Genomic DNA, 25,531 nt, shown 5'->3' with positions numbered 1-25,531 from the left:
GGAATCAAATGGTCTCATTACCATAGCTTTTAGAAGGGGTTATATCAAAGATGGATTGGGGAAACCCAGAAACGATATGGGACAACAGGAATACCATATCAATGAATACTTTAAATCAAGGGAATGGACGCAAATCATCCAAAAATAGGTTTAAGCTGTCCGGATATTATATCATCGGGTAACCGCAGTGACAAAGGAGGTTCGGAACATGAGGAAAGAAAAGATAACTGTTTTAAAAACCACCCTGGACAAAGAACTGGCCCGGGAATACGGGGCAGAGGGCCTGACTGCCTGTCCCATGATGAAGGAAGGGCAGGTATTTTATGCGGATTATGCAAAGCCTGAAGGGCTTTGTGATGAGGCATGGAAAGCCATTTATCAGTACGTATTTGCCCTGGCCCATGGTGCGGGAAATGAACTGTTTTATTACGGAGACTGGATTAGAAAGCCGGGAGTCGCCATATGCAGCTGCAATGACGGACTGCGGCCTGTCATATTCAAACTGGAGTCCACCGGCCAGGAGTCCGCCGTGGATTACGAGCCGGTCCGGTAAAATGAATCGACCGGTTTGACGGGTATGAATGGACCGTATTATGAGAATACAGAACCTGTATTTACAGTGTATAATGTCATTATAATCTGCATAAATGGCGAAATAGCAATGCCCGTCAGCCATACTGCATTCTAAGATTATGCAGCATGGCCGGACGGGCATTAGCTTACGCAAATCAGCGTATAATTACAGACAGTTTATAAATTCCAAAATGGACGATAACGGGCTATTTCGAAGTTCTGTTACGGGTGATATCGGCTATTTCAAAGTCCCATTCCAGTCAGTATTTAATGGCGTTAAAATTTTGGTTTCGCCGTCATTCTGCCGTCATACCTCCGTCACCCTTCCGGATCCTTAAAAATAGAAAATCCCGGCGGAAAATAAGTAAACAGCAGAAAACAAATCAATAAAAGAAACACGGTCATGGATGTCATATGACTGTATTTTTCCAAAAGACAGCTCCCTGACAGTCCGCGGTATATGAGAAATGCAGCAATTACACAAATGTAAAATAGTGTTATATCCACAGCCAAAATGCTACGTCCCAGCACGCTTGTATAGGAGTAAAACAGCACTGGCATCAGGAGCGTTCCCATAAGCAGTCCTGCGTGAAATGCAGATAAGCGGCAGGCGTCGGTCACGCCCTTTAAGCTCCATAGACCAAACAGGAGCATGGGGAAAAACAGCAGTTTCATATGTTCCCAGACAGACTCATTGACAGGGGCAATAAGGCCGATGAGAGGATTGCGGCCGGACCAGCGGTAGGTGAAATGGAGAAGGGTCCCCAGTACGGATACGAACAGAATCCCGGCTATTGTTTGTGAAATATTCATATGCACCTCCTGTTACACTATATGAAACCGGGACATATGGTAGAACATTGGACTGGAAAGGGCTTTCGTTTTCTTTTTGACAAATATTATAAAACAATGTACACTGAAAATATAGCTAAAAGTCAGGAATATGCCCATGGAGGATGATATGCTGAGGGATAATATGGAGGATGATATGCTGAGGGATAATATGGAGGATGGATTCAGCCCGGGTTCCATGCTGCATTTGTGGACAGCTCAGACAGACGCAGTCCTTATTGTCCGGTACCTTTGTGCTTGCCATGTTCTCATCCAAGGGAGACCTGAATCCGAAGAACGGAAGAAAGGTTCTGTGGGGCGTTGTACAGTCTCTTCTGGCTGTGGGACTCCTGATTGCGGGTGGATTGAAACCGCTTCAGACAATTTCCTTGCGGCGGCATTCCCCTTTATATTCATTATGCTGTTTGCGGGGGCTGCCCTTGTTAAGGCTATGATGAAAGAGAAATAGTTGTGTGTTAAGAAATATTCGCGGGCGCAGAGCCAGCAGAGTAAGATTGGGTGTCCTGGAAGCTGCCTTTTATATGGAGGGCGGGCTTTCAGGACATGTTTGCTTTGTGGGATGGGGGAGAATGCGGAAATAAAAGATTGCAGAAGGAAGGAATTGACATTTTGGTTAGCCAATGCTAATCTTATCACATAAACCACACATCAGCTAAGCATAAGGGAGATGATATTATGTCAACAGCCATTATATGTGCAGTTCTGATTGTCATTGCAATCATTGGGCTCAAGAGCTACGCCAAAAAACTAACCTCCGGGTGCTGCGGGGCCTCGTCCCAGGCATCGGTGAAAAAAATCAAAGTCAGTGATAAGGATAAGTCCCATTATCCCTATTCACGGATTCTCAAGGTGGACGGCATGTCCTGCGGTAATTGTGCCGGCCATGTGGAAAATGCCCTCAACAGCCTGGAAGGGGTGTGGGCCCAGGTGGACCTGGAAAAAGGCGAGGCCCTGGTGCGGATGAAACAGAAGTACGGAAACAATGAGCTTAAACAGGCTGTTAAGGACGCAGGATATGTGGTCTATAAAATAGAAGAAATCATACTGACAGGGAGGGGAAGCATCTATGGCTTTGGAGGATCTGAAAACATCAGAAGACCGGAAAAAAGCATTGCGTCGAGAGACAAAAGAGGCGGTTGCAGCGCTGGATGAAGGGTACACAAAGGAGGCGGACCTTCAGATATTCCGGCATGTGACCGGGCTGACGGAATATGAGCAGGCGGAGACTCTGTTCTGCTTTGTGGGAACCAGCGGTGAGATTAATACAGCGCCCATACTGGAGGAGGCTTTAAGGCAGGGAAAACGGGTGGGTGTTCCCAAGTGCACTGCCAGAGGGATCATGGAGGTACGTGAAATCAGGAGCCTTCGGGATTTGGAGGCAGGAAAATACGGTATATTGGAACCGGGAGCACATGCTCCGGTCATACAGCCGGAGGAAATCAATCTGGCCATTGTGCCATGCATGTCATGCAGTTACGACGGCAGGCGGCTGGGGTACGGCGGCGGGTACTATGACCGCTATCTGGGCGGGACCCGGGCCGTGAAGGCAGTCATATGCAGGGAACGAATCATGCGCGCGGACATACCTATGGAGCCCCACGACCAGATGATGGATATAGTGATATCGGAAAATGGAGTCAGGCGGTTGGGGAGTCAGTGAAATGGCGGTCATCCGTATGGGAATACCTGCTGGAAGTAAAATAGTCTTGAAAAAATCCACTAAACTGATTAAACTGATACCATGAGAATATTATATGAAAAAACGCTGGACGGGATCTGCCTCCAGCGTTGTTATGGTTTGGATAAAATTCTGGAGATTCCGGGGACGGCTGACGGCATGCCGGTGACAGAGCTGGCCGCCTACCTTTTTTCAGATACAGTCCGCAGGCGGGAACCGCCGCCCGGTGAGTACCAGGGAGAGCCGGAGCTTTGCGGCAGCCGGGTGGAGGTAATCAGCCTGCCGGATACAATCAGGAAGGTGGGGGCCTATGGCTTCTACAACTGCTACGGCCTGAAGAGGCTTTCATGCAGCAGTGCCGTGGAGGACTGGGGAGCCGGGGTATTTACCGGCTGTACAGGCCTGGAATGCCTGGATATCCGTATTGCCAAGGGCAGGAAGTCCTGCTTTAAGGACATCCTGTCGGAGCTTCACCAGACCCTGTCCGTAAATTACAGGTCCGGTTCGGGTACGCTTCTGGCAAAGCTTGTATTTCCGGAATTTTTTGAGGAGTCCGTGGAAAACACACCGGCCCGCATCATCATGAGGGAGATGCATGGCTGCGGTCATATGTATCGGTACTGTTTTGACGGAGGGGATTTCCGTTTCGATGAATACGACAGGCTGTTTCCCCATGTAAAGGTCCAGGAAAAGCCGGAGCTGGCGGTGCGCCTGGCCCTGTACCGCCTGTACTGGCCCTATGGTTTAAGGGAAAATGCAGAGGAGGAGTACTGGGATTATGTAAGGATTCATGCCGGGGAAGGCACAAAGGGACTGATTGAACGTGGAGAGCGGGATATCCTGGGCTTCATGGCCCGGTCAGCCCGGCTGGGAGACGCTGAGATCAAGAAGATGATAGATGCCGCCGCCAGGTCCGGTGATGCCCAGTCCTCCGCCCTGTTGCTGGATGTGAAGCACAGCCGCCGTAAGGCGGCAGGCAGGACCGGATGGGGCGGGGTGGAGCCGCGCGGCGGACGGGAACGGACATTTGAATTATAAATGCCGCAACCGTCATAACTTAAGTCAGTAAAGCATCAGTTTATAAAATAAAATATACCAGGAGGATAATAATGGCTAAGAATACAAAAGGACAGGAATTACAGGAACAGCTTACATGGGCGTTCCCTCATATTGGAAAGGATAAACCGGAGCAGGCGGAAAAGGCGTTTAAATACTGTGAGGGCTATAAGAAATTTCTGGATGCGGGAAAGACCGAGCGGGAGTGTGTGAAGGAAGCTGTAAAGATGCTTAAAAAGGCAGGCTATAAGCCTTTTGACTCCAGGGAATCCTATGAGCCCGGAGATAAGGTGTATTATGTGAACCGCGGTAAATCGCTGATTGCCACCACATTTGGAAAGAAGCCTCTGGACCAGGGCCTGAGAATCAACGGTGCCCATATTGATTCCCCCAGGTTGGATTTAAAGCCCAATCCTCTGTACGAAAAGGAGGATATCGCATTTTTTAAAACCCATTATTACGGCGGTATCCGCAAATACCAGTGGGGTACCATTCCCCTGGCCATGCACGGCGTGGTGGTAAAGAAAGACGGAGAGACCGTGGAGATTTCCATTGGAGAGGATGAGAAGGAGCCGGTATTCTGCGTGACGGACCTGCTTCCCCATCTGGCCGCCAAGCAGAATGAGCGTCCCTTAAAGGACGGATTAAAGGGAGAGGAACTGAATATTGTGGTTGGCTCCCTTCCCTTCCAGGATGAGGAGGTTAAGGAACCTGTAAAGCTGTTGGCCTTAAGCCTTTTAAACGAGAAATACGGAATTACGGAAAAGGATTTCTTCCGCGCTGAGATTGAGATGGTTCCCGCTGTAAAGGCCAGGGATGTGGGCTTTGACACCAGTATGATAGGCGCTTACGGGCAGGATGACAGGGTTTGCGCGTATACGGCCCTTACAGCTGAGATAGACGCAAAGAAGCCGGTCCACACCACGGTGACTATTCTGGCTGACAAGGAAGAGATCGGATCCGCCGGAAACACGGGACTGAATTCGGATTTTGTGCTTCATTACATAGAGGATTTGGCGGAGCAGGCAGGTGTCAGGCCAAGGGAAGTGATGAGGAAATCCCTGTGCCTTTCTTCGGATGTAAACGCTGCATTTGACCCCAGCTTCCCGGATGTGTACGAGGGCCGCAACACAAGCTATATCAGCAAAGGCTGTGTGCTGACCAAGTATACGGGAGCCAGAGGAAAGTCCGGATCCAACGACGCCAGCGCCGAGACCATGGCAAAGGTCATTGCCATTATGGAGGAAGAAGGCGTGTATTGGCAGGCCGGTGAACTGGGAGCCGTGGATGTGGGCGGCGGCGGTACCATTGCCCAGTTCGTGGCGCACATGGATGTGGATACCGTGGATTTGGGCGTGCCCATCCTGTCCATGCATTCTCCTTTTGAGCTGGCTTCCAAGCTGGATGTCTATAATACGTATAAGGCGTTTAAGGCATTCTACAAATAGTCTGTGGACGGTTGCTTAAATTTTCATGAAATTGGTGGAAAGTCTTTTTTTTCACGGACAGGTATGATATAACTATGTACAGCGCACGCTATTTGGGGATGAATGGAAAAATAAGGATAATTCAAGGTCCTGCGTGTGAAATCAGGATAGAAAAGGGATATGTAGAATGAAAAAATTAGCACTCATATGTTTATGCGGACTGGTTGCGGCCTCCATTATGACAGGCTGCGGGGCCAGCCAGACAGAAGGAAAGGAAAATCTCGGCACAGTAGAGCTGGCAGAGTATAAGGGCGTGAAGGTAAATGTACCGGCTGTCATGGTAACAGACGCCGAGGTAGAGTCAAAAATCAATCAGGTACTCAGCCAGAATCCTAAAATTGAGGAAGTGGACAGGCCCGCCGCGGAAGGCGACATTGTCAACATTGATTATGTGGGAAAACAGGACGGAGTGGAATTCGCAGGCGGCACCGGCGAAGGACAGGACCTGACCCTGGGCTCCGGCAAAATGATCGACGGATTCGAGGATGGACTGATTGGCACAAAAAAGGGCGATAAGAAGGAACTGAACCTGACGTTCCCGGAGGACTACAGCGAGAAAGCCCTGGCGGGACAGGACGTTGTATTTGAGGTGACTGTGAATGCTGTAAAGGAAAAGCAGTCAGCCGTACTGGACGACGCATTTGTACAGAGCGTTTCTGATTTTAAGACAGTGGATGAGTACAGGGCCAGCGTTAAGGAGGACCTTTTAAAGCAGAAGCAGCAGTCTGCCGACCTTCAGATTCAGCAGTATGTACTTAAGAATGTGGTTGAGAACTCCAAGTTTAAGCTGAATAAGAATACCCTTTCCAGACGCTATAATGACCGCATCAAGCAGTATGAAGAGCAGGCTAAGATGTACGGCACCAACCTGTCCGGCATGGCCAGAGCCAATGGCATGGATGTTCCCGGATTACAGGAAGCTGTTTACGCGTCAGTGAAGGATGATGTGAAGAACCAGCTGGTTATCCTTAAGGTTGCCGAGCTGGAGGGCATTACCCTGGAGGATGCCGACCGCCAGGCATTTGCGGAGATGAACGGCCAGACCCTCGAGGCCGCAGTGGAATATTTCGGCCAGGAGACCCTGGATGAAATGGCCCTGAACCAGAAGGTAATGAAGTTCATGGCGGACAACGCAGTCAACGAAGCCCAGGATGCAGCTGCTCCGGCAGAGGAGACAACGGCCGCAGAAGGGACTGCCGCCGCAGAGGAAACAACGGCAGCGGAAGAGACTGCTGCCGCAGAGGAAACCACAGCTCCGGCAGAAACCACAGCTGCAGAGACAACTGCCGCACAGTAAAGAAGGATTGCCAAAAGAAAAAGGAGGACTCGTACATGCAGATTTTAAAGGACAGGATACGCAAGGACGGCAAGATAAAAGCCGGAAACGTTCTGAAGGTGGACAGCTTCTTAAACCATCAGATGGACATCAAGCTTTTTGGAGAGATTGGGAAAGAATTCAAGCGCAGGTTCGCCGATGTGGAGGTCACCAAGATTCTTACCATTGAGGCCTCCGGAATCGGGATTGCATGTATTGTGGCCCAGTATTTTGATGTGCCGGTTGTATTTGCCAAGAAGACGCAGACCAAAAATATTGCAGGCGAGGTTTATACCACCAAGGTGGAGTCCTACACCCATGGCAGGGTTTATGATATCATTGTGTCAAAAGAGTTTCTGGGAGCCGGTGATAAGGTGCTGCTCATTGATGACTTCCTTGCCAATGGAAAGGCTCTGGAGGGCCTGGCTGCCCTTGTACGGGATTCCGGCGCTGAGCTGGTAGGCGCGGGCATTGTCATCGAGAAGGGATTCCAGGTAGGCGGAGACCTGCTGCGTTCAGAGGGAATCCGGCTGGAGTCACTGGCAATCGTGGAGAGCATGGACGAGGAAGCACAGACCATTGTGTTCAGAGATGATGAATAAGAAAACGAAAGCTTTATTTTATGATATTGACGGAACCCTCCTGTCTGAGAAAACAGGCCGGGTTCCCGAAAGTGCGGTACAGGCGCTGAAGGAGGCGCGGGCAAAGGGACATCTGGTGTTCATCAATACAGGCCGTGTATATGCCCATCTGGGTGAAATTAAGAAGCTGGTGGAAGCAGACGGATATCTGTGCGGCTGCGGGACATATATCCTTGCGGAGGGCAGGGTAATGTACAGCTACCACATTCCTCATGAGAGAGGGCTGGATATCAAGAGCCATATTGATGCGTGCGGACTGGACGGAGCCCTTGAAGCGTCGGACGGAATCCACATTCACAGGTCACAGTCACCTATTCCAAGGGTGGAGCAGCTGAAGGCGTCGCTCAGGCGTTCAGGCTGCCTGTCTGAATATGACTGGGAAGACGACTGCTATGACTATGATAAGTTTTATCTTATCTCGGATGAAAACAGCAGGCCCAAGGAGCTTTTTGGACGGCTCAGGGACATGGAAATCATAGACCGGGGAAACGGGGAATATGAATGCGTGCCCAGAGGACATTCCAAGGCAACTGCCATTGATTTGGTGCTGAAGCATTATGGAATCTCTCTGGACGACGCCTATGTGTTCGGTGACAGCGGCAATGATCTTGCCATGTTCCGCTACGCAAGCAACTGTATCCTGATGGGAAAGCATGACGAGGTGCTGGAGCCCTACGCGACGTTCGAGACAAAGGATGTGGAGGAGGACGGAATCGCGTATGCCATGAAGGAACTGGGCATAATATAACACAGCGATAGTTAATACGGAAAGAGAAGACTGCATGAAGAGAAAGACCTGGATGATAAGTGCCCTGATGTATGCCATGGTATTTATGGCATGCTTCGGGGTACTGCACGTTTTAAAAACTTTAATGGAGCCTTCAGGGTCTGCATCGGTTGAGCGCAGGGAAAGCCAGGTGCCTGAGAGCATCCGGGAAGAGGAAACAGGGGAGGAGTGGGAGGAACAGGCCGGGCCGGCATTGGCTACGGACTCCCAGGCCGGGGAAACCCAGGATGAAGTAATCCGGCAGGAGGGCTATAAGGAGTGGAAGAAGAAATTCCCCGGTATGTGGAACCCTCCGGCTCCGGAGGAACCCTACATACCGCCTAAGCTGATCCTGGCAACAGACCTTCACTATCAAAGCGCTTTAGCCGGAGACGGCGGGGAGGCTTTCCGGCTGTTCGTGGAACGGTGCGACGGGAAGGTGGTCCAGTATCTGCCTGAGCTTTTGGAAGCATTTCTGGACGAGGTCATAAAAGAACGGCCCTCTGCCCTGGTTCTCAGCGGCGATATTACCATGAACGGGGAGCGGATGAACCATGAGGAACTGGCGGCAAGACTCAAGCGGGTCCAGGACGCCGGCATACAGGTCCTGGTGATACCGGGAAACCATGATATCAATAACCACGACGCTGCGGTATACTACGGCGACCGGAAAGAGCCGGCTCCCTATATTGACGGACCTGAATTCCATGAGATTTACCATGAATACGGATATGACCAGGCATTGAGCCGGGACAGCAGCTCGCTGAGCTATGTCTACGCCCTGGATGACAGAAACTGGCTCCTGATGCTGGACTCCTGTCAATATGAGCCGGATAACAAGGTGGAGGGAAGGCTGAAAGACAGCACCATGGCCTGGGCCGATGAACAGCTGGCCAGGGCAAAGGAGGAAGGCGTGTTTGTGATACCCATTGCCCACCATAATCTGTTGGCCCAGAGCAGGATGTATACCACCCAGTGCGCCATGGACAACAATGGAGAGGTGATTTCCCTTCTTCAGAAATATGAGCTCCCGCTTTTTTTCAGCGGACATCTGCATGTGCAGCGCATCCGCAAGCATAAGAGCGAACCCGGAGTTCCGGAAGGAAGTTACGGCATACAGGAAATCGTGACAGATGCCCTCAGCATACCGCCCTGCCAGTATGGAGAGGTGCTATGGGAGGAGGACGGAAGTATTTCCTATGCCACCAGAGCCGTGGATGTGTCGGCCTGGGCCCGGAATAACGGAAGCGCCAATCCGGACCTGCTGGATTTTGAGGACTGGTCCTGCCGGTATATACAAAAGCTGATCAGTGACCAGATAAGGGGCGTTGTGAAGAACCTGGGGACAGACGTGGAGCATTCCATGGCAGCTACCTATGCGGGGGTATACATTGATTACTATGCAGGACGGGAAATTGACGTCAAAGGCATAAAGAGCACCAAGGGATACCGGTTCTGGGAGAGGAACATGCCGGACAGCTATCTGATTCGGGAGCTGGATGCCATGATTGCTGATTCGGACAGGGACAATAACTATTTTCTGCTTCCGGAGGAGGAAGGATGGCTGACCGGAGATTAGGCAGGGAGTATGGACGGGAGATTCGGCGCTAAATCAACTGGCGGTAAACCGTCCGGGATGTTACAATAGGCATATACCATAATATGTAAGGAGGGCCTGCTGTGAATAAAGGAATGTGGAAAAGGAATCTGAGGCGCGGGGCGGCGCTGGCCCTGACTTTGGTGATGTCCCTGTCCATTGCCGCCTGCGGCGCGGCTCAGGAAAGATTGGCTGCCCAGGCAGCGGGAAATGCCGGCGTGGCCGGCGTGATGGCCCATGAAGCCGTACCCTATTCCCGGAGGCCATACGAGCATTATGACCCGGCTGTCATGGAACAGGCCATGGCTGACTTTGAACAGGCCTGTGCTGTTGAAGGCCGGGATGAGGAAGTGCTGAGGCTCTACGATGCCATTGTGGATGAGTATGACCGTCTGGCCACCCTGACTTATATGGCCCAGCTGGAATATGACGCAGATGTGTCGGATGAGCAGGCTGCCTCAGAGCAGGCATATACTACGGACATTTATTCCGAGATGGGGGATAAGGCCGCGGCTTGTCTAAAAAAGGGAATGAATTCATCCTATAAAAAAGTCCTGGCGGATAAGATGGGGATTGAAAATGCGCCTTACATCGAATATTACAGGGAAAATACAGGGGAGCTGACCGAACTGAACCGGAAGGAGCAGGAGCTTCTCAGGGAGTATGATAAACTGGCTGCCGGTGATTTTACGGTGGAGCTGGAGAACGGACAGTGGAGCTACAGCCGGCTGGAACGGGAACCGGACCTTGACGATGGGCAATATGCAGAGATAGAGGATGCATTGGTCAGGGAAAAGAACCGGGTGCTGGGCAGCAAGTTCCGGGAACTTGTTCAGGTGCGCCGCCGGATAGCGGAGCTTAAGGGCTATGATAACTATGCCCAGTATTCGTTTGAGGCTGTTTACGGAAGGGACTATACCCTTCAGGATGCAGAGGAGCTTTGCGCGGATGTAAAGACCAGTATTGTTCCCCTGAATAATGACATCTGGCATATGGATGTGGCCCAGGAATCCTATGACTCCCTGGACCTTATGGAAGAGAGTTCCACAGAGGATATACTGGCCTGTGTGGGAAGAACGGTCAAGTCGGTGAATCCTGAGCTGGGTGAGATTTTCCGGTATATGCAGGACAATGAGCTGTATGATATCCGGTCAGGGGAAGACGGACAGGACCGGGTGGATAATAATTATACCGTAGGGTTCCCAAGCTATGGAGACGCATTTATTTTCATCAACAGAAACCACACATTTACGGATTACCAGTCCCTGATTCATGAATTCGGGCATTTCAGCTCCTATTATTATAATTCGGTGCCTGAGCTGTTCCAGGGTTACAGTGTGGATGTGTGCGAGGTCCAGTCACAGGGATTGGAGATGCTGGCCAACCAGTATGCGGGGGATATGTTCGGCGAAGGGGCAGAGGCCTTTGAGTTTGAGTCCGTTACGGATATGCTGTATGTGACAATTATGTCCTGCATGCTGCAGGAATTTGAGGAAGCTGTTTACATGGAGCCGGACATGAGTCTGGAGGACATGAACCGCACATTCAAAGAGATACAGGATTCCTATCATGGATGGTATTATGATGTCTACGATGAGGGTGTGTGCTATGACTGGGTGGATGTGTCCCATTTGTTTTACAGCCCCCTGTACTATATGGGATATGGAACCTCGGCGCTGTCGGCCCTTGACCTCTGGACCATGTCCAGGAGCGACTGGGACGGCGCTGTGGATACCTACATGGGACTTTTGCATGAAGGTCTGGATGCACCTTATTGCGGCACCATGAACCGCTGCGGGCTGCGGGATGTGTTTGACAGCAGGGAACTGGAATCCCTGGCCGGGGATGTGCGCAGGCTCCAGGGACTGGAGCAGGATGGTGAGGGATCCGAAGTTCCGTCACAGGAGGACGCGGGCCAGGCAGGAACGGACCTTGAGGGAAGTTCTGACAGCGGATTAAGGGTTGTAGGCCTTCTGGTGCTGGCAGGCATCTGTGTCATCCTTATATTTCAGGTTATGATTTTATGCACCGGGTTTGTAATCATCTGGCTGATTGTCAGGAAGAAGAGAGAAGAGTAATAATGGCAATACAGAGTCCGGGAGGCAGCTGCTTCCCGGACTCTGACATTTTGGATATATGAAAATATTTCTACGAGAGTATGAAAGTTTTTCTGTAAATAGCTATTAAGCATTAGGTCTTCTATGATAAAATCTATTATCATAAGGAGGCCTATTATTATGGCAAGAAGAGAAAAACAGCCCGTACACAAAGTAGTCATGACGGAGGGGAAAAGGAACATCGTCCATCAGCTCCTGGAAGAGTATGACATCCAGACTGCGGAGGATATCCAGGAAGCCCTCAAAGACCTGCTGGGGAGCACCCTGAAGGAGATGATGGAAGCGGAGATGGATGAGCATCTCGGCTATGGGAGGTCAGAACGGTCGGATTCGGATGATTACCGCAATGGCTACAAGCCCAAGCGGATCAACAGCAGCTTCGGGAGCATGGACATCCAGGTGCCCCAGGACAGGAAGTCCACGTTTGAACCCCAGGTGGTAAGAAAGCGCCAGAAGGACATTTCCGGCATTGACCAGAAGATCATATCCATGTATGCAAAAGGCATGACAACCCGCCAAATCTCGGATACCTTGATGGACATTTATGGTTTTGAGGCTTCGGAAGGGTTCATCTCGGACGTGACGGACAAGATACTGCCGCAGATTGAAGACTGGCAGAACCGCCCGCTGGAGGAAGTCTATCCCGTGGTCTACATCGACGCAATCCATTATTCCGTGCGGGAGGACGGGGTAATCCGCAAGCTTGCCGCCTATGTCATCCTCGGCCTTACGCTGGAAGGTAAAAAGGAAGTCCTGAGCATACAGATCGGGGAGAATGAAAGCTCCAAGTACTGGCTCTGCGTTCTGAACGAGTTGAAGAACCGCGGTGTGAAGGATATCCTCATTCTCTGCTCGGACGGGCTCACGGGCATTAAGGAAGCCATAACGGCGGCATTCCCGAAGACGGAGCAGCAGCGCTGCATCGTACATATGGTACGGAACACGCTGAAATACGTCTCCGACAAGGACCGGAAAGCATTTGCCACGGACCTGAAAACCATCTACCATGCCGCAAACGAGGAAAAGGCGCTGGAGGCGCTGGAGAAGGTGACGGAAAAGTGGACGCCAAAGTACCCCAACTCAATGAAACGCTGGCATGACAACTGGGATGTGGTATCCCCCATCTTCAAGTTTTCCATGGAGGTCAGGAAGGTGATCTATACTACCAACGCGATCGAGAGCCTCAACTCTACCTACCGGAAGCTCAACCGCCAGCGGAGCGTGTTCCCGGGCAGCACGGCGCTCTTAAAGGCTCTGTACCTGGCCACGTTCGAGGCGACGAAGAAGTGGACCATGCCCATCCGCAACTGGGGGCAGGTCTATGGGGAACTGTCCATTATGTACGAAGGCAGACTGCCGGAATAAGAGCGCACAGGCATAGGTGTACACCTATCCGGAAAGGAGCTTTCCATGTATGGATTTTCAAAATACGATGCTCAGGACAGGTACGACAGCTATAATACTGTACAGGTGAAGTTAAAACTGAATATGAAGACAGATGCAGATATCCTGGCCTGGGTCAGACAGCACAAATATGGCAGGGACACTTCCGTCCAAGGGGCCATCAAGGCCCTGATACGGGAAGACATCGCCAGAGGCCAGGCCGATGGGACACAAGGTTAATCCCTCTGCATTTTACATTCGTTGGCTGTCTGCAGCTCTGACAGGGATTCCATGATAGACAGGTAATCGATCCCCTCCACAACAGTCCCTGTGCCAGGGTCAAACAGTTCATCGTCTGCGGTGGCTTTCGGGTCATAGGATTTCAGTTCACTGTCATACCAGCTATAGATATCACTGTATAAGTCGGCTGCATGATCCAGCAGGGACTGCAGTCCATTGATCTTTGCCCTGATATCTTCAGGTACAAAGGGATCGTCTGTTTTTAGCTTCATGGCACACCTCCTGATGTTTTCCTGTAAGAAGTGTACCATAATTTGATGGGATTTTCCAATACATCTTGACAGAATCCAAAAGCATCCGTATAGTAAAGGTAGGTGGTCACGACATCCACCTACCTTTCTCATTAACTTATCATAGAAGATCTCAATTTACAGACTTTTTTTCATACTCTCATTTCTACCAGATATGGGGCCTGTCCTCCGGCCTGCGGTACATCCCGTCGCCCTCCTTGACTCCAAAGGCAGTATAAAAGTCATCGGTGGCGGACAGTACGGCATTTACCCTGGTGATGCCAGGGGAATGTGTATCATTGGTCATGATGTAGGAAAGGTATTCATCCCTGTATTTTGTGGCCCATATGACACCATAGGCATGGTACAGCTCCTTCAGGTCATATCCCTTTTCCCTGGCTATTTCTGTTATGCAGGAAACGCCGCCCAGGTCGGCGATATTTTCCGTAACGCTCAGTGTACCGTTTACCTGGATGCCGTTTACTTCCATGGTATCATAGTAGTCAATGACCTTTTGGGCCAGTTCCCTGAAACGCTGTTTATCCTGGGCAGTCCACCAATCCCGCAGGTTTCCCTTTTCATCATACTGGGAACCGCTTGTGTCAAATGCATGGGTGATTTCGTGGCCGATGACAGCACCGATGCCTCCCAGGTTGGCCACAGGCTCTGCCTCCGGGTCATAAAACGGGGCCTGAAGGATTCCGGCCGGAAACACGATTTCGTTGTTTCCGGGGTTATAATAGGCATTGACTGTCTGGGGCGTCATGCCCCATTCATTCCGGTCCACCGGGTCGTGTCTGGTCTTAAAGGAGTAGTCCTGGGATGCCTTCAGGATTTCCATGATATTGTCAATGTAGACGCCGCCCTCGTCCGGGGATTTCAGTACCAGGCTGTATTTGTCCTGGGGCCATTGGTCGGGATAACCAACCTTGACTGTAATGGCTTTCAGTTTTTTCCTTGCCTCCTGACGGGTGGATTCTGTCATCCATTCCATATGGGCAAGGCGGTTGTCGTATACATCTATGATTTGACGGATGATGGAAGCCACATCCTGTTTGGCGTCCTCGTTAAAATAGGTTTCACAGAATACACGGCCGCACTGGAAACCAAGTTTTTCCTGGACTGTTTCAGACACGGTCCTCTCAAAATCCTTTCTCTTTTCTATACCGCCTGCAGCTGTCTGATACTCCTGGGCAGCAGCCAGGGAAGCGGTGTCTGTCATCATGGACAGATCCGAATAGAGACAGGTTTTGACATATTCTTTCAGGAGAGGTAGGTTTTCTTCCTTCAGATAGCTTCCAAGCTTCCTGCAGGCATCCGGCTGGGAGACAACTGTCTTTTCACCTTCCAGTATGCCGAATATGCTGTTTAGAAGGCTGAAGGGCAGGGCGCCGGAATACAGGTTTGCTGCCTCGCCGGCTGTGCAGACATTGTATGTTTTTTCCGCGTCATAGACCTCCTCTATCTTAAGGGTGGAGGATGCCAGTTCCTTCATCATATCCGTTACCCGGGCTACGGTGGCCGCAGCTTCCTCCGGGCTCAGGCCGTTGTTTTCGTGAAGCTTTGTGAGATATTTTTTGTATTCCTCCACCCGCTTCTGGTTGGATGCGTCTTCGGAGAACCAGACTTCCCTCCTGAGACCGGAATCCGGCTGCGAGAGATAGAGGACCTTTACCGAGGAGTCCTCACTGTCCCCTTCATAATACCAGCCCATAAGGCTGAACAGCCCGGTATTCCTCTGGAACTGAAGGCATGCCTTCAGAAGCCCGGTGACAGAGTCCGCTGAATCTATTTCCTTTAAAAATGCTCCGGTTGTCCGGCCGTACCCTTCCCTGTCCCTGGTCTCCCGGTCCAGACCGGTCAGATTCAGCGCGCGTATGTTGTACAGGTCGCTTCCGGCTTCCTGAAGTGTCTGGCCTGCTTCGGACGACGCCTGGCGAATCAGGTCATTTACCTTGGAATAATTGTCCTCCCGCGCCTTTCTGAACCAGCTCATATCGGCCTGTTCAGCCGGAATCTCCCAGCTTTCCAGCGTGTCATGGTTTACCGCGTCATAGAAATCATCCACATAGGCTGCCGGACCTTCGCCGGATTGGCTGCCAAGGGACTGCTTGGGGCTTTCAGGCCGGTTAACTGCCGGGCCGGCCGTGATTTCAGTCTGGCTCTCCGGTTCTGTTTCTGTCCGGCCTGTACCGGAGCATCCGGTGACAGCCATGGCTGCTGCCAGTACCGCGGCTGTCAGCGCCAGGGCTGTCCGGGGGGTGGCTGCCCGGGCTGCGGTGATTCGTGCCGCCAGGCTTTTTCTTTTTTTCATTATGAATTCCTCCTCGATTGCTTGATTACAGAGCATGCTTGAACATTGCTTACGTCCTGCCCTGTATGAATAACAGCGGGCAGAGTGCCCGGCGTCTGTCACAGCATTTAATCAAAAAGAGGGTTTAATTCCCCGCAGCTTGCTGCGTAACAAACTTTTTCAAGACATGGAGGAAGTGATATACTAGAGGAAAAAGGAAAGGAGAAATTGTGTGATGAGTGAAACAATACGCAAGTCACACAATGTATCAGTACTCATGTATCATTTCGTATGTCCAACAAAATATAGAAGAGTAGTAATAGATGAAGATGTAGATAGGGTAATCAAAGAAACGTGTGAGGGAATTCAGGAAAGGTATGAAATAAGATTTTTGGAAGTAGGTACAGATAAAGACCATATACATTTTCTTATCCAGTCAGTGCCTACATATAGTCCAAAAAAAATCATCCAAATAGTGAAGAGCATCATAGCCCGGGAGGTGTTCGCGAAATGTCCACAAGTGAAGAAAAAATTGTGGGGAGGAGAATTCTGGACAGATGGCTATTACGTAGCAACGGTGAGTGAACATGGGAATGAGCAAATCATAAGTAGATATGTGAAAGAACAGGGACAGGAAAAAAATTATAAAACAATCTATAAAAACGTAGAGAAAACAAAGCAGTATAGCATATGGGATTATATGTAGAGGTTGCAACCTTCGATACCCCGCAGCTTGCTGCGGGGTAGTTCATTATGCCCTGGTATATGCAATGATATAAAAGTTCCGTGGAAACGGAGGCCCGGTGGGCTTTTTGGGTTATTCCGGGATTGACATTTTGCCGGGTTACTATTATATTATAATACAGAATACGAAGGAAGCAAATCCTTCATGAGCAAAGGAGTGGTTGTTATGTTGGCAGGGCGTAATGGTAAAGCAGAGGTGAAAACAGTATAACAGAACAGTAGGACAGGAAGCGGCATACTATGTTTTTTGATGCGCACGGCTTGTTGTCGTGTTTTTTTGTACCCTTTTTTAGGGGAAATGACAGAAGTATGGGCAGCGCTGTCAGCTTATGAAGGAGAATTTGATTTGGAGAAAGAAAACTGCATATTAATCAGCAACGGTAAGAATTGGGTGGAACAGGCGGCAAAGGACCAGCTTTTGGCAGTGAGCAGGCTCCCGGGCGTAGTGAAGGCGGTGGGGCTTCCGGACCTGCATCCCGGGCGGATTCCTGTGGGAACCGCTGTCCTGAGCAGGGGAATATTATATCCCCATCTTTTGGGAAATGATATCGGATGTGGTATGAGCCTCTTTGATACAGGAATAAAGAAAAAGAAGTTTAAACAGGAGAAATGGGTATCCAGGCTGGAGGCCATCCGGGATCTGGAGGATATTTTGTTTTCCGACCCGTATGAGGAGGAGTGCCCTATACGGGACTTGGGGACCCTGGGAGGAGGCAACCATTTTGCGGAGTTCCAATGTGTGGAGCAGATTTATGACCGGGATTCCATCCGGTACACCGGCCTTAAGAGCCGTGTGGTCTGCCACGATACCAACCTGCTGTTCGCAGAGGCGCCGGAGGCATATAAAAATGTGGAGCAGGTCATCGGAGTATTGCAGGAGTATGGGCTGATTGACATAACAGCCACCCTGCGTCCCCTGATCACGTTTAAAGGATAGGAGGGAATCTATGAGAGTACAGATTAGCTCCGGTCAGGGGCCGGCAGAATGCGAGCTGGCAGTGGCCATGCTCTATGAAGAACTGAGAAGGGAAAACGGGGATGTGCGCCTGGTAAGCTGTATGCCTGGAAAGAAGCCGGGCTGCATGTCATCTGTGGTGTTTGAGACAGACCGGAATTTGCGGGAGCTGGAGGGCAGTGTGCTGTGGATTTGTAAAAGTCCCTACCGTCCCGGACACAAGCGGAAGAACTGGTATGTGGACGTGAGCATACTGGACCAGGTCCCAAGGATATCAGAGGAAAGGATGGTGCGTTTTGAAACCTTTTGCAGCGGAGGAAAGGGCGGACAGCATGTGAATAAGGTGGAGACCGGCGTGCGGGCCATCCATATTCCCACAGGTACAGCCGTGGTGTCAACCCAGGCCAGGAGCCAGCACATGAATAAGCAGATTGCCATGAACCGGCTGTGCTGCATACTGGCAGAGATGAACGCCCGGAATCAGCAAAAAGAAAAAAGCCTTGCGTGGATGGAACACGCAAGGCTGGAGCGGGGGAACCCGGTCCGTATATATGAGGGTATGAGGTTTGAGCGGAGCCGGTAATGTTAGTTCTCCGGTACGCCTCCTGTGTGTATGCCCATTCCATCCCGGATTTGTACCAGCCAATCCAGCGCTTCGCCGGAGAGATAGGGAACCCTGCGGCCGGTGATATGGGACAGACTATAGTTGCTCCTTATAATACGCCAGCATCAAATCCACCATCCGGCCATAGCTTCTGACGCCGTCCTCCTGACTGTGCGCTTTAAGATACCTGTCATTCATCTGGGTGGAGGCCTCTGCCACCGGTCCATCAAAACGCTCCCAGAACTGGTTGTTCCAGTCCAGGTCCCGGGCTGCCTGAGGGGACAGCTTTGTATAGAGGTCATAATAACTCTCAGGGTCCGCCTTGGCCAGGGCATTGCCTGCATAGACCCAGCCGGTCAGGTAGCCGCTGTAGCGAAAGTCCGGGGAGTCAGAGCCGATACATGCCAGATATCCGATGAAGTTGGCCTCATCTTCCCGCATAAAGCCCTTCAGATGGGACAGTTCGTGGCATATGGTATGAGGGATGTTATAGTAGGGCATCTCCCTGTTGTAGTTCGCCTCTATGGTGAAGGGGGAGTAGATGCCGCAGAGCTGCTGCACGGACAGCAGTCTGGAGTTGATAAAGGGCTTTGGATAGGGATAATATCCATCCAGCTGGGGATAGGATTGGCCCAGCCGAATCATAGCAGCCCTGCCGTCCTTTCCCAGTCTAGAAAGTTCCCGGGCCGAGGGTGCGGGGGTTGCTTCCATTTGTCCGGGATACAGACCGTCCAGAAGATCGCCGGAGTGGTCTATTTCCAGCAGGGAGCTGTTGATTTGGTTGGTAAGATAACGGCACAGCGCCAGCAGCTCCTCGGTGGAGGAGCTTTCTGCGGCAATACCTGCCTCATAGGAAAAGGGAGTCCGGTAATAGTTGATGCCGCAGTTTACCGTGAACAGAAATAACAGGACACCGCAAAGAAAAAGAACACGGGAAAACAGCGCAACAGGCTGTCTGATATGCAGAATCATGTAGCATATGCAGAGCAGGCAGAGGAAATACAGCCCGATTTCGGATAGGGAAAATGGAAACAGGCTGCAGAACCGTCCTAATGTCCCTGCCAGGAAAGGGTACACGGTGGCGGAGTAAAACTGGGCAAACCCGGGCACCGTCCGGGCACAGAGCCCCAGCAGGCCGGAGACAGCAGCCAGAACCAGGCCGGCTGCGAAGAAAACCAGGGAACGGACTTTTTTTTCTGCTCTTTCAGGAGCCGCGTTTTGGTGTCCGGGTGATTTTGCTGTGTTTTTAGAGGTAAATACCGGTGGAATCTTGGCTGTAACGTTATGGAAGAACTTCATATGCAACACCTGCCTTTGGGGGATGGTTGTGTTCTTGCCTGGTGGGATGCTGGGGCCGGGGATAGTGCGGTTGAGGTGAGCGCAGTCACGGAGAGCGCAGTCATGAAGAACGCAGTCAGTAAAAGCGCTGGGTTAAGCTTGTTCCTGGGAGGGATAGGTAGTGCCGCTGCGCAGTTCTGCCAGAATGGCGGCGGCTATGGGAAACAGGAAGATACCGGTCAGGCCCAGAAGTTTGCCGCCTGCAAACATGCACAGCAGGGTGGCTGCGGGGGAAAGGCCCATCTGAAGGCCGATGATTTTCGGCTCCAGGGTCTGGCGGACCACTGCTATGAGCAGATACAGGCACACAAGACCCAGGGCCAGGCTTTTGGAACCGGTCATCCAGGCTATGAACGCCCAGGGAAGGAGCACGGTGCCCGTGCCCAGCACCGGCAGAATATCCACCAGCGAGGTGATGCAGGCCAGGGTGAATCCGGCCGGAATGCCAAGGACCAGGAATCCGATATAAAGTTCCGTAAATGTCAGAAGCATCAAAAGCGCATAAGCCCTCAGAAGCCGGCAGGCAATATCCCTTACATGGAGAAATATCTGCAGGAGCATCTGCCGTCTGTCGCCGGGAATCTGGCACAGCAGGAAATCCAGCGTCTCCCTGTAGCTGCCTGTCAGGAAAAATGAGGCTATCACGGCGATGATGAAATCAAGGAACAGGGAGGGAATCCCGCTTATGGCAGAGGCGCCCCAGCCAAGCAGTGCGGAGGAGATGCCCATGGAGGCATTCTTCATGAAATGCTCCAGGCTTTGTCCCAGGGCAGATATGTGGATGCTGTGGCCGGGAAAACTGTTCTCCAGTAAGGAAAAGAAATGGGACAGACCTGGCTCAATGGTCTGGCTGTAGATGCCGGGCAGTTTTTTTGCCTGCTCCTGGATGGAGGACAGAACGTGGCTGCCGGACACGCACATGATTGTCAGAATGGAACCATAAAAGACCAGCAGCACAACCGCGGCGGCCACACCCTTTCCACCCTTCATATGTCTGTCCAGCAAGGACACCGCCGGTTCCAGCAAGGCTGCAATAGCCATGGCTGCCATGAAGGGAATCAGTATGGGCAGGAGCTTCTTTAATCCTATATAGCAGAGCACGCCTATGATTCCAAAGTAAATAAAGCTGATGATGAACGTCCTGCGTTTTTGAATGTCCATATATGTATCCTGTTGTTTACTTAGTTCCATTATAGGCTCAGGAGACCCGGCAGTCAAGAAAGAATCCCCAGAAAATGGGGAACATGCTCTGGAAAATATTTCCAGAGCATGACCATGTTCAGGGGAATGTTTTTATGTGAGGGAAAGGTATTGCTGAATCATGATGGGAACGATGGCGTCAACCGGATACTTTGCCTGTCAGAGCGACGAGAAAGCACAGGATGATGCCGAGAATGAACACCAGCAGCCGTCCTGAAAGGAAGTACAGGGAGCGGCCGGGCTTTCTGCGCAGCTTCAGGCAGGCAGTAAGGCTTGGAAAGCGGGTCAGGGCCATGAGACAGGTGCACAGGGCTGTGCGCCAGGTCCATCCGTGATTTGCCATCAGCTGTCCTAGGATGAAGGGGGATGAAGGGGAAGGAATGCCTCCTGTTTTCAGATATATCATCATCATGGCGGGAAGCGCCATTCCATGAGAAAAAATACCCAGGATAAAAGCAGTCAGTATGGTGCCGTCCAGACCAATGAGACGGGCCGGATGATCAAAAAAACGTATGATGGCTTCCAGCAGGCTCCCGCCGTCTATGCCTGGGGACAGGAAGGCGGAAGAATCTGTTGCCGGTCCCACATATGCCATGCTGCCAAGGAACCATATGAGAATGCCGGTGGGGACAGCCGCCGCCGCTGCCCGGTCAAGGATGGGAATGGTGTGGTCCGCGGTACAGGAGAATAGGGTGGAAAATATGCCGTATGACTTGTAGCGTCTGACGGTATTACAGGGTTTTTCAATAAAAAACTCCGTTATCAGGTCTGACAGGTATACGGCCCAGAGAAAACAGCCGCTTCTTCCCAACAATCCCAACAGAGGGAACAGCAGAAAAAGCGGCGGAAGCATCACGGGTATGGTGCATGACACGGCGCAAAATGCGCCATGGATAATGGGCGCACTCAGCCAGGCAGGCAATCCAAGCCATTCTGCCCAGGCCCACAGGATGGTTTTGGTTTCAAAAAATAACGGCCATAAGCAGTCCGTGAGCCGGATTGACAGACATGCGGTAAGTCCGAATAAAAGTAATAGCAGCAGTGCTTCACATATTCTTCTGGTCCGTCCTGTTTCCGGATGTATATTCCATTGCCTTCCATGGGATGGTTTTATTTCTGTCATCATACACTCATGAGCCAGACGGCAGGGAGAAAAGTCCAGACAGTCGTAGAGAAAATCATGCTTGTGATGGGGCTGGAGGGCATAGTGGAGGGCTGCTTTTAAGTCGTCCATCTGTTCCTTGCCGTATCCATGAAGAGGAACGACCGGAATCCGGAGTACATCGTGGAGAAGTGAAAAATCAATGCGGATGCCCTGCCGTCTGGCTTCTTCACAGCGGCTGATACACAGTACAACGGGGATGGAAGAATCTCTGACCGGTCCAAGACTCAGAATTTCCTTTAAAAGCCCCAGAAGAATCTCCAGATGGAGTGCGTGGCCTGTTACCAGGATGGCATCCGGTTTTCCTGAGCAGAGATAGGATGCAGTGCAGTTGGCTTCCTCTGACGGAGAGCTGAGGGACAGGATGCCGGGAAGGTTTACTGCCTTATAGCAGCGGCTGTCATATAGAAAATCTCCATGGGGGCAGGACATGTCCCGCATGCGGGAAGGTTTAACAGATCCTTTTTGGGCGGTGAGCTTTTTGAATAAGACCTCCTTGCCAGTCTGTTCATTACCGGTAAACGCGATGATAAAATGTGGGTGTTCCATCCAGTCACTCCTGAAATATAAACTCTGCCTGTGGGCGGGCAGATTGAGTCTTAGGATAGCGTATGTGCCGCAGAACCTTTGGTGCATGGCAGACAGGTCCCTATCTGCCATTGGTTTATCATTGTGATAACAGACTGCTTGACGGAGGAAAGGTTATCAACTATACTAAGTTTAAATGTGCAAAAAACAGAATCCACTAAATTCAGGAGATGAAATGATATGGGATATCAGGATGATTATGTTATGAGGACAATCAGCGATCTGGTGAGGACGATTGCCAGGCTGGTTCTTGGCAAGAACGATATTGATTATGACCTTCCGGAGGATGAGGACAGGTATACGGACCTTGACCGGGTATATAAGAGGCTTAAGGACCTGGTGGATGAGGGAAACATCAATGATGCTGAGAACCTTCTTACCGACGAGCTGGACACGGACAGCCTGGACTGTCTGGAGATGGCCCTTACATTTTACATGTACCTCAACCAGCTGAAGGATGACGAACTCTACACCGCCAATTACTCACGGGAGGAAATCGTGGATGGAATCAACAGCGTATGTGCAGAATATGGTATATCGGGGTTTGAACATTTTGTAGATACAACCATGGTTTAATGTGCTGCCAGATGGATATGGAAACATATGCGTCTGGCTGCTTTTACGAATATTTGGAAGAAAGAGGAAGTCCATGGAGATAAAAAAGGAGTGCGAGCAGTATCTGGCGGAATATTACCAGGACCTGTTCTTTGGAAATGTGAACAAACGCTACCGGGCCATGACAGGTGCCGAACTCAGGAAACGCCTGAGCCGGTTGACTGAGGCCAACTTAAAGCCGCTGGTGAAGTCCAACGAACTCAGCGATGTCCATGCCATGCTGTCAAAGGTGTGCGCCTATCTCATGCGCAGGGAAGGACATCTGACAGGGCCCGCCCTGGAGCAGTGGGAGTCCAGCTGCCGTCAGATGAGGGAATTCTGTGAAGCCCTTGCCAGGAAGGAACTGGAATATGTAAACGGCCTGTCCCGTGAGGATTTGGAGCAGGTGCTGAAGATGCAGGGCATACGCCGTTATCTCCTCACCAATTCTCTGGAGAGGGCGTACCAGCTGTTCTACATTCCGAAAACCATCAAGCGGGGCATTCTGGAGTCTGTAAAACAGAAGCCGGAGCAGGAATACCCGGGGGCCAGGGAGATGAAACGCAGGTTTATCCTTCATGTGGGCCCTACCAACAGCGGCAAGACCCACGAAGCCCTGGAACGTCTTAAGGAGTGCAGACACGGCGCCTACTTCGGGCCTTTAAGGCTGCTGGCCCTGGAGGTCTATGACAAACTCAACACAGAGGGCCTGTCCTGTTCCATGGTCACTGGAGAGGAGACATTGGAGGTGCCCGGAGCTGTCTGCCAGTCCTGTACCGTGGAGATGCTGAATGACCATGAATATTTCGATATCGTGGTGGTGGACGAGTGCCAGATGATAGCCGACCCCTACCGCGGACATAACTGGACCAGGGCAGTGCTGGGACTTCGGGCAGAGGAAATCCACCTGTGCATGGCTCCGGAGGCAGAGGATATTGTGGTGCAGATGATTAAGCGGTGCGGCGACCGGTACAGGGTGGTGCGCCATAAGAGAAACACACGTCTGACCATGGAGAAAAAGCCTTATAATCTGAAACGAGATTTAAAAAAGGGCGATGCTCTCATCGTATTTTCCAAGAAATCAGTGCTGGCCCTGGCAGCCCACCTGGAGAACGAGGGAATCCATTGCAGCGTTATTTACGGAAGTCTGCCTCCCGCCACCAGACGTGAACAGGTGCGCAGGTTCCTGGCCAGGGAGACAGAGGTGGTGGTCAGCACTGACGCCATCGGTATGGGGTTAAACCTGCCCATACGCAGAATCGTGTTTGTGGAGACACGCAAGTTTGACGGGGTAAATAAGCGAACCCTGAATCCGGAGGAGATAAAACAGATTGCCGGACGGGCCGGAAGATACGGTCTTTACGACGAGGGATTTGTGGCTGCTATCGACGAGGCGGAGGTCATTGAAGACGGCCTTTCCAGAATGCCCATGCCCATCATGAAGGCCTATGTGGGATTCCCCGAGCAGCTCCTTAACCTTCCGGCTGAGATTGATACGCTGGTTAAGATATGGGCCGGCATGGATACGCCTTCCATCTATGAGAAAATGGAGGTGGACGAGCTGCTGGCGCTGTATATGAGCTTTGAGCATGTACACCGGGATGATATGGGGGAATACTCCCGGCAGGAAATTTATAAGCTCATCACCTGTTCCATCGATATAGACAATAAAATGGTCATGGACCTGTGGAAGGATTACTGTCGGGAGTACCGTGACGTGACGGAACTGGAGTTTCCTTACAGTCCCGGGGAAGACCTGTATGAATTGGAGAGCTACTATAAAATGCTGGACCTTTATTTCCAGTTTTCCAGGAAGGTGGGGCTTCCCGTACAGGCGGAGAACCTGGCCGAGGAGAGACGCGGCACAGAGGAGGAAATCAGCCGTATATTAAGGACAGAATGTGCCAGCTACACCCGCAAATGCTCAGCCTGCGGCAAGGAACTGTCATGGGATTACCCGTTCTCTATCTGCGGACGGTGTTTTGAGAGGGGTAAGATAAGCCGGGGGCATAGCCGCTCAGGGCGGAGGCGCGCGGCAGGAAACAGAGTATGAAACAA

At 51.3% G+C, this 25,531-nt stretch carries 22 protein-coding genes and 3 pseudogenes; 19 read left to right on the top strand and 6 right to left on the bottom strand.

The genetic code is table 11. The features are described 5' to 3' along the window. Positions 1 to 208: 208 nt before the first annotated feature. Entirely contained in the window at positions 209 to 553 is a 345-nt protein-coding gene (locus LA360_RS16055) for a TIGR04076 family protein (protein ID WP_057572214.1), read from the top strand. A gap of 338 nt (positions 554 to 891) precedes the next feature. On the opposite strand, the gene LA360_RS16050 is transcribed toward LA360_RS16055, so the two are convergent. Continuing rightward, positions 892 to 1,386: a DUF6512 family protein gene (locus tag LA360_RS16050; RefSeq protein ID WP_022202962.1), complete on the bottom strand. Its 495-nt coding sequence runs from the start codon at positions 1,384 to 1,386 to the stop codon at positions 892 to 894. Between the two features lie 175 nt (positions 1,387 to 1,561). Between LA360_RS16050 and LA360_RS32165 the strand changes: the two are divergent. From LA360_RS32165 to LA360_RS15990, 13 genes and pseudogenes are all read left to right on the top strand, one after another. After that, positions 1,562 to 1,642: pseudogene (locus tag LA360_RS32165) on the top strand (DUF3841 domain-containing protein); the annotation flags it as partial. Positions 1,643 to 1,646: 4 nt separating this feature from the next. Continuing rightward, positions 1,647 to 1,873: pseudogene (locus LA360_RS16045) on the top strand (BCCT family transporter); the annotation flags it as partial. Positions 1,874 to 2,100: 227 nt separating this feature from the next. Next, a pseudogene (locus LA360_RS16040) lies at positions 2,101 to 2,463 on the top strand (heavy-metal-associated domain-containing protein); the annotation flags it as partial. 28 nt (positions 2,464 to 2,491) lie between these two features. Next, the gene (locus LA360_RS16035) at positions 2,492 to 3,085 is read left to right on the top strand and encodes a 5-formyltetrahydrofolate cyclo-ligase (protein ID WP_027642692.1); all 594 of its coding nucleotides are present in this window, start codon (positions 2,492 to 2,494) and stop codon (positions 3,083 to 3,085) included. 81 nt (positions 3,086 to 3,166) lie between these two features. Beyond that, on the top strand, positions 3,167 to 4,141 hold the full coding sequence (locus LA360_RS16030; protein WP_112481785.1) for a leucine-rich repeat protein: 975 nt from the start codon (positions 3,167 to 3,169) through the stop codon (positions 4,139 to 4,141). Between the two features lie 71 nt (positions 4,142 to 4,212). Then, positions 4,213 to 5,607, top strand: coding sequence for an aminopeptidase (locus LA360_RS16025; protein ID WP_112481783.1), 1,395 nt, complete (start codon positions 4,213 to 4,215; stop codon positions 5,605 to 5,607). 166 nt (positions 5,608 to 5,773) lie between these two features. Beyond that, on the top strand, positions 5,774 to 6,943 hold the full coding sequence (gene tig / locus LA360_RS16020; protein WP_002587228.1) for a trigger factor: 1,170 nt from the start codon (positions 5,774 to 5,776) through the stop codon (positions 6,941 to 6,943). A gap of 35 nt (positions 6,944 to 6,978) precedes the next feature. After that, positions 6,979 to 7,563: a xanthine phosphoribosyltransferase gene (locus LA360_RS16015; protein ID WP_002587229.1), complete on the top strand. Its 585-nt coding sequence runs from the start codon at positions 6,979 to 6,981 to the stop codon at positions 7,561 to 7,563. Further along, positions 7,541 to 8,350, top strand: a complete 810-nt coding sequence (locus LA360_RS16010) for an HAD-IIB family hydrolase (protein ID WP_002587230.1) — start codon at positions 7,541 to 7,543, stop codon at positions 8,348 to 8,350. The genes LA360_RS16015 and LA360_RS16010 overlap by 23 nt, the downstream gene beginning before the upstream one ends. Positions 8,351 to 8,384: 34 nt before the next feature. Further along, on the top strand, positions 8,385 to 9,947 hold the full coding sequence (locus tag LA360_RS16005) for a metallophosphoesterase (RefSeq protein ID WP_022202955.1): 1,563 nt from the start codon (positions 8,385 to 8,387) through the stop codon (positions 9,945 to 9,947). Positions 9,948 to 10,048: 101 nt separating this feature from the next. Further along, the gene (locus LA360_RS16000; RefSeq protein WP_112481781.1) at positions 10,049 to 12,043 is read left to right on the top strand and encodes a gluzincin family metallopeptidase; all 1,995 of its coding nucleotides are present in this window, start codon (positions 10,049 to 10,051) and stop codon (positions 12,041 to 12,043) included. Positions 12,044 to 12,241: 198 nt separating this feature from the next. Further along, positions 12,242 to 13,447 (top strand): IS256 family transposase, encoded by a 1,206-nt coding sequence (locus tag LA360_RS15995; protein ID WP_173876956.1) that lies wholly within the window; start codon positions 12,242 to 12,244, stop codon positions 13,445 to 13,447. A 45-nt stretch (positions 13,448 to 13,492) separates the two neighbouring features. Next, positions 13,493 to 13,705, top strand: a complete 213-nt coding sequence (locus LA360_RS15990) for a hypothetical protein (protein WP_002583243.1) — start codon at positions 13,493 to 13,495, stop codon at positions 13,703 to 13,705. On the opposite strand, the gene LA360_RS15985 is transcribed toward LA360_RS15990, so the two are convergent. Both LA360_RS15985 and LA360_RS15980 read right to left on the bottom strand, forming a co-directional pair. Next, positions 13,702 to 13,977 (bottom strand): hypothetical protein, encoded by a 276-nt coding sequence (locus tag LA360_RS15985; protein ID WP_002583244.1) that lies wholly within the window; start codon positions 13,975 to 13,977, stop codon positions 13,702 to 13,704. The genes LA360_RS15990 and LA360_RS15985 overlap by 4 nt on opposite strands. Before the next feature lie 184 nt (positions 13,978 to 14,161). Continuing rightward, complete coding sequence (locus LA360_RS15980; protein WP_112481779.1) at positions 14,162 to 16,309, bottom strand: M13-type metalloendopeptidase; 2,148 nt, start codon at positions 16,307 to 16,309, stop codon at positions 14,162 to 14,164. A 214-nt stretch (positions 16,310 to 16,523) separates the two neighbouring features. Here LA360_RS15980 and tnpA point away from each other — a divergent pair, with 214 nt between their 5' ends. From tnpA to prfH, 3 genes are all read left to right on the top strand, one after another. Then, entirely contained in the window at positions 16,524 to 16,994 is a 471-nt protein-coding gene (gene tnpA / locus LA360_RS15975) for an IS200/IS605 family transposase (protein ID WP_112481777.1), read from the top strand. 384 nt (positions 16,995 to 17,378) lie between these two features. After that, positions 17,379 to 17,969 carry an RtcB family protein gene (locus tag LA360_RS15970; protein WP_002587234.1) on the top strand — a complete coding sequence of 197 codons (591 nt, stop codon included), beginning with the start codon at positions 17,379 to 17,381 and terminating at the stop codon, positions 17,967 to 17,969. Positions 17,970 to 17,979: 10 nt separating this feature from the next. Next, entirely contained in the window at positions 17,980 to 18,570 is a 591-nt protein-coding gene (prfH, locus tag LA360_RS15965) for a peptide chain release factor H (RefSeq protein WP_002587235.1), read from the top strand. A gap of 117 nt (positions 18,571 to 18,687) precedes the next feature. On the opposite strand, the gene LA360_RS15960 is transcribed toward prfH, so the two are convergent. From LA360_RS15960 to LA360_RS15950, 3 genes are all read right to left on the bottom strand, one after another. Next, positions 18,688 to 19,890, bottom strand: coding sequence for a DUF3810 domain-containing protein (locus LA360_RS15960; protein ID WP_057572211.1), 1,203 nt, complete (start codon positions 19,888 to 19,890; stop codon positions 18,688 to 18,690). A gap of 132 nt (positions 19,891 to 20,022) precedes the next feature. Beyond that, on the bottom strand, positions 20,023 to 21,090 hold the full coding sequence (gene ytvI / locus LA360_RS15955; protein WP_022202952.1) for a sporulation integral membrane protein YtvI: 1,068 nt from the start codon (positions 21,088 to 21,090) through the stop codon (positions 20,023 to 20,025). A 178-nt stretch (positions 21,091 to 21,268) separates the two neighbouring features. Continuing rightward, positions 21,269 to 22,840: a FeoB small GTPase domain-containing protein gene (locus LA360_RS15950; protein ID WP_022202951.1), complete on the bottom strand. Its 1,572-nt coding sequence runs from the start codon at positions 22,838 to 22,840 to the stop codon at positions 21,269 to 21,271. 219 nt (positions 22,841 to 23,059) lie between these two features. On the opposite strand from LA360_RS15950, the gene LA360_RS15945 reads away from it, so the two are divergent. Then, positions 23,060 to 23,455, top strand: coding sequence for a DUF6483 family protein (locus LA360_RS15945; protein WP_022202950.1), 396 nt, complete (start codon positions 23,060 to 23,062; stop codon positions 23,453 to 23,455). Positions 23,456 to 23,528: 73 nt separating this feature from the next. Further along, the gene (locus LA360_RS15940; protein WP_112481775.1) at positions 23,529 to 25,526 is read left to right on the top strand and encodes a helicase-related protein; all 1,998 of its coding nucleotides are present in this window, start codon (positions 23,529 to 23,531) and stop codon (positions 25,524 to 25,526) included. Positions 25,527 to 25,531 lie beyond the last annotated feature (5 nt).

The sequence above is a fragment of the Enterocloster clostridioformis genome, from assembly GCF_020297485.1.
GTDB lineage: Bacteria > Bacillota > Clostridia > Lachnospirales > Lachnospiraceae > Enterocloster > Enterocloster clostridioformis.
The sequence above is the reverse complement of the archived record's forward strand: the minus strand, read 5'-3'. Positions and strand labels throughout refer to the sequence as shown.

Excerpts from the sequence above, each read along its gene's own strand:
- LA360_RS15990 (WP_002583243.1), top strand. The coding sequence starts at position 13,493 with ATGTATGGATTTTCAAAATACGATGCTCAGGACAGGTACGACAGCTAT.
- LA360_RS16055 (WP_057572214.1), top strand. The coding sequence starts at position 209 with ATGAGGAAAGAAAAGATAACTGTTTTAAAAACCACCCTGGACAAAGAA.
- LA360_RS15960 (WP_057572211.1), bottom strand. The coding sequence starts at position 19,890 with ATGAAGTTCTTCCATAACGTTACAGCCAAGATTCCACCGGTATTTACC.
- LA360_RS16015 (WP_002587229.1), top strand. The coding sequence starts at position 6,979 with ATGCAGATTTTAAAGGACAGGATACGCAAGGACGGCAAGATAAAAGCC.
- LA360_RS16050 (WP_022202962.1), bottom strand. The coding sequence starts at position 1,386 with ATGAATATTTCACAAACAATAGCCGGGATTCTGTTCGTATCCGTACTG.
- LA360_RS16005 (WP_022202955.1), top strand. The coding sequence starts at position 8,385 with ATGAAGAGAAAGACCTGGATGATAAGTGCCCTGATGTATGCCATGGTA.
- LA360_RS15995 (WP_173876956.1), top strand. The coding sequence starts at position 12,242 with ATGACGGAGGGGAAAAGGAACATCGTCCATCAGCTCCTGGAAGAGTAT.
- LA360_RS15980 (WP_112481779.1), bottom strand. The coding sequence starts at position 16,309 with ATGAAAAAAAGAAAAAGCCTGGCGGCACGAATCACCGCAGCCCGGGCA.
- LA360_RS15950 (WP_022202951.1), bottom strand. The coding sequence starts at position 22,840 with ATGGAACACCCACATTTTATCATCGCGTTTACCGGTAATGAACAGACT.
- LA360_RS15985 (WP_002583244.1), bottom strand. The coding sequence starts at position 13,977 with ATGAAGCTAAAAACAGACGATCCCTTTGTACCTGAAGATATCAGGGCA.
- ytvI (WP_022202952.1), bottom strand. The coding sequence starts at position 21,090 with ATGGACATTCAAAAACGCAGGACGTTCATCATCAGCTTTATTTACTTT.
- LA360_RS15945 (WP_022202950.1), top strand. The coding sequence starts at position 23,060 with ATGGGATATCAGGATGATTATGTTATGAGGACAATCAGCGATCTGGTG.
- LA360_RS15940 (WP_112481775.1), top strand. The coding sequence starts at position 23,529 with ATGGAGATAAAAAAGGAGTGCGAGCAGTATCTGGCGGAATATTACCAG.
- prfH (WP_002587235.1), top strand. The coding sequence starts at position 17,980 with ATGAGAGTACAGATTAGCTCCGGTCAGGGGCCGGCAGAATGCGAGCTG.
- LA360_RS16035 (WP_027642692.1), top strand. The coding sequence starts at position 2,492 with ATGGCTTTGGAGGATCTGAAAACATCAGAAGACCGGAAAAAAGCATTG.
- LA360_RS16025 (WP_112481783.1), top strand. The coding sequence starts at position 4,213 with ATGGCTAAGAATACAAAAGGACAGGAATTACAGGAACAGCTTACATGG.
- tnpA (WP_112481777.1), top strand. The coding sequence starts at position 16,524 with ATGAGTGAAACAATACGCAAGTCACACAATGTATCAGTACTCATGTAT.
- LA360_RS16030 (WP_112481785.1), top strand. The coding sequence starts at position 3,167 with ATGAGAATATTATATGAAAAAACGCTGGACGGGATCTGCCTCCAGCGT.
- tig (WP_002587228.1), top strand. The coding sequence starts at position 5,774 with ATGAAAAAATTAGCACTCATATGTTTATGCGGACTGGTTGCGGCCTCC.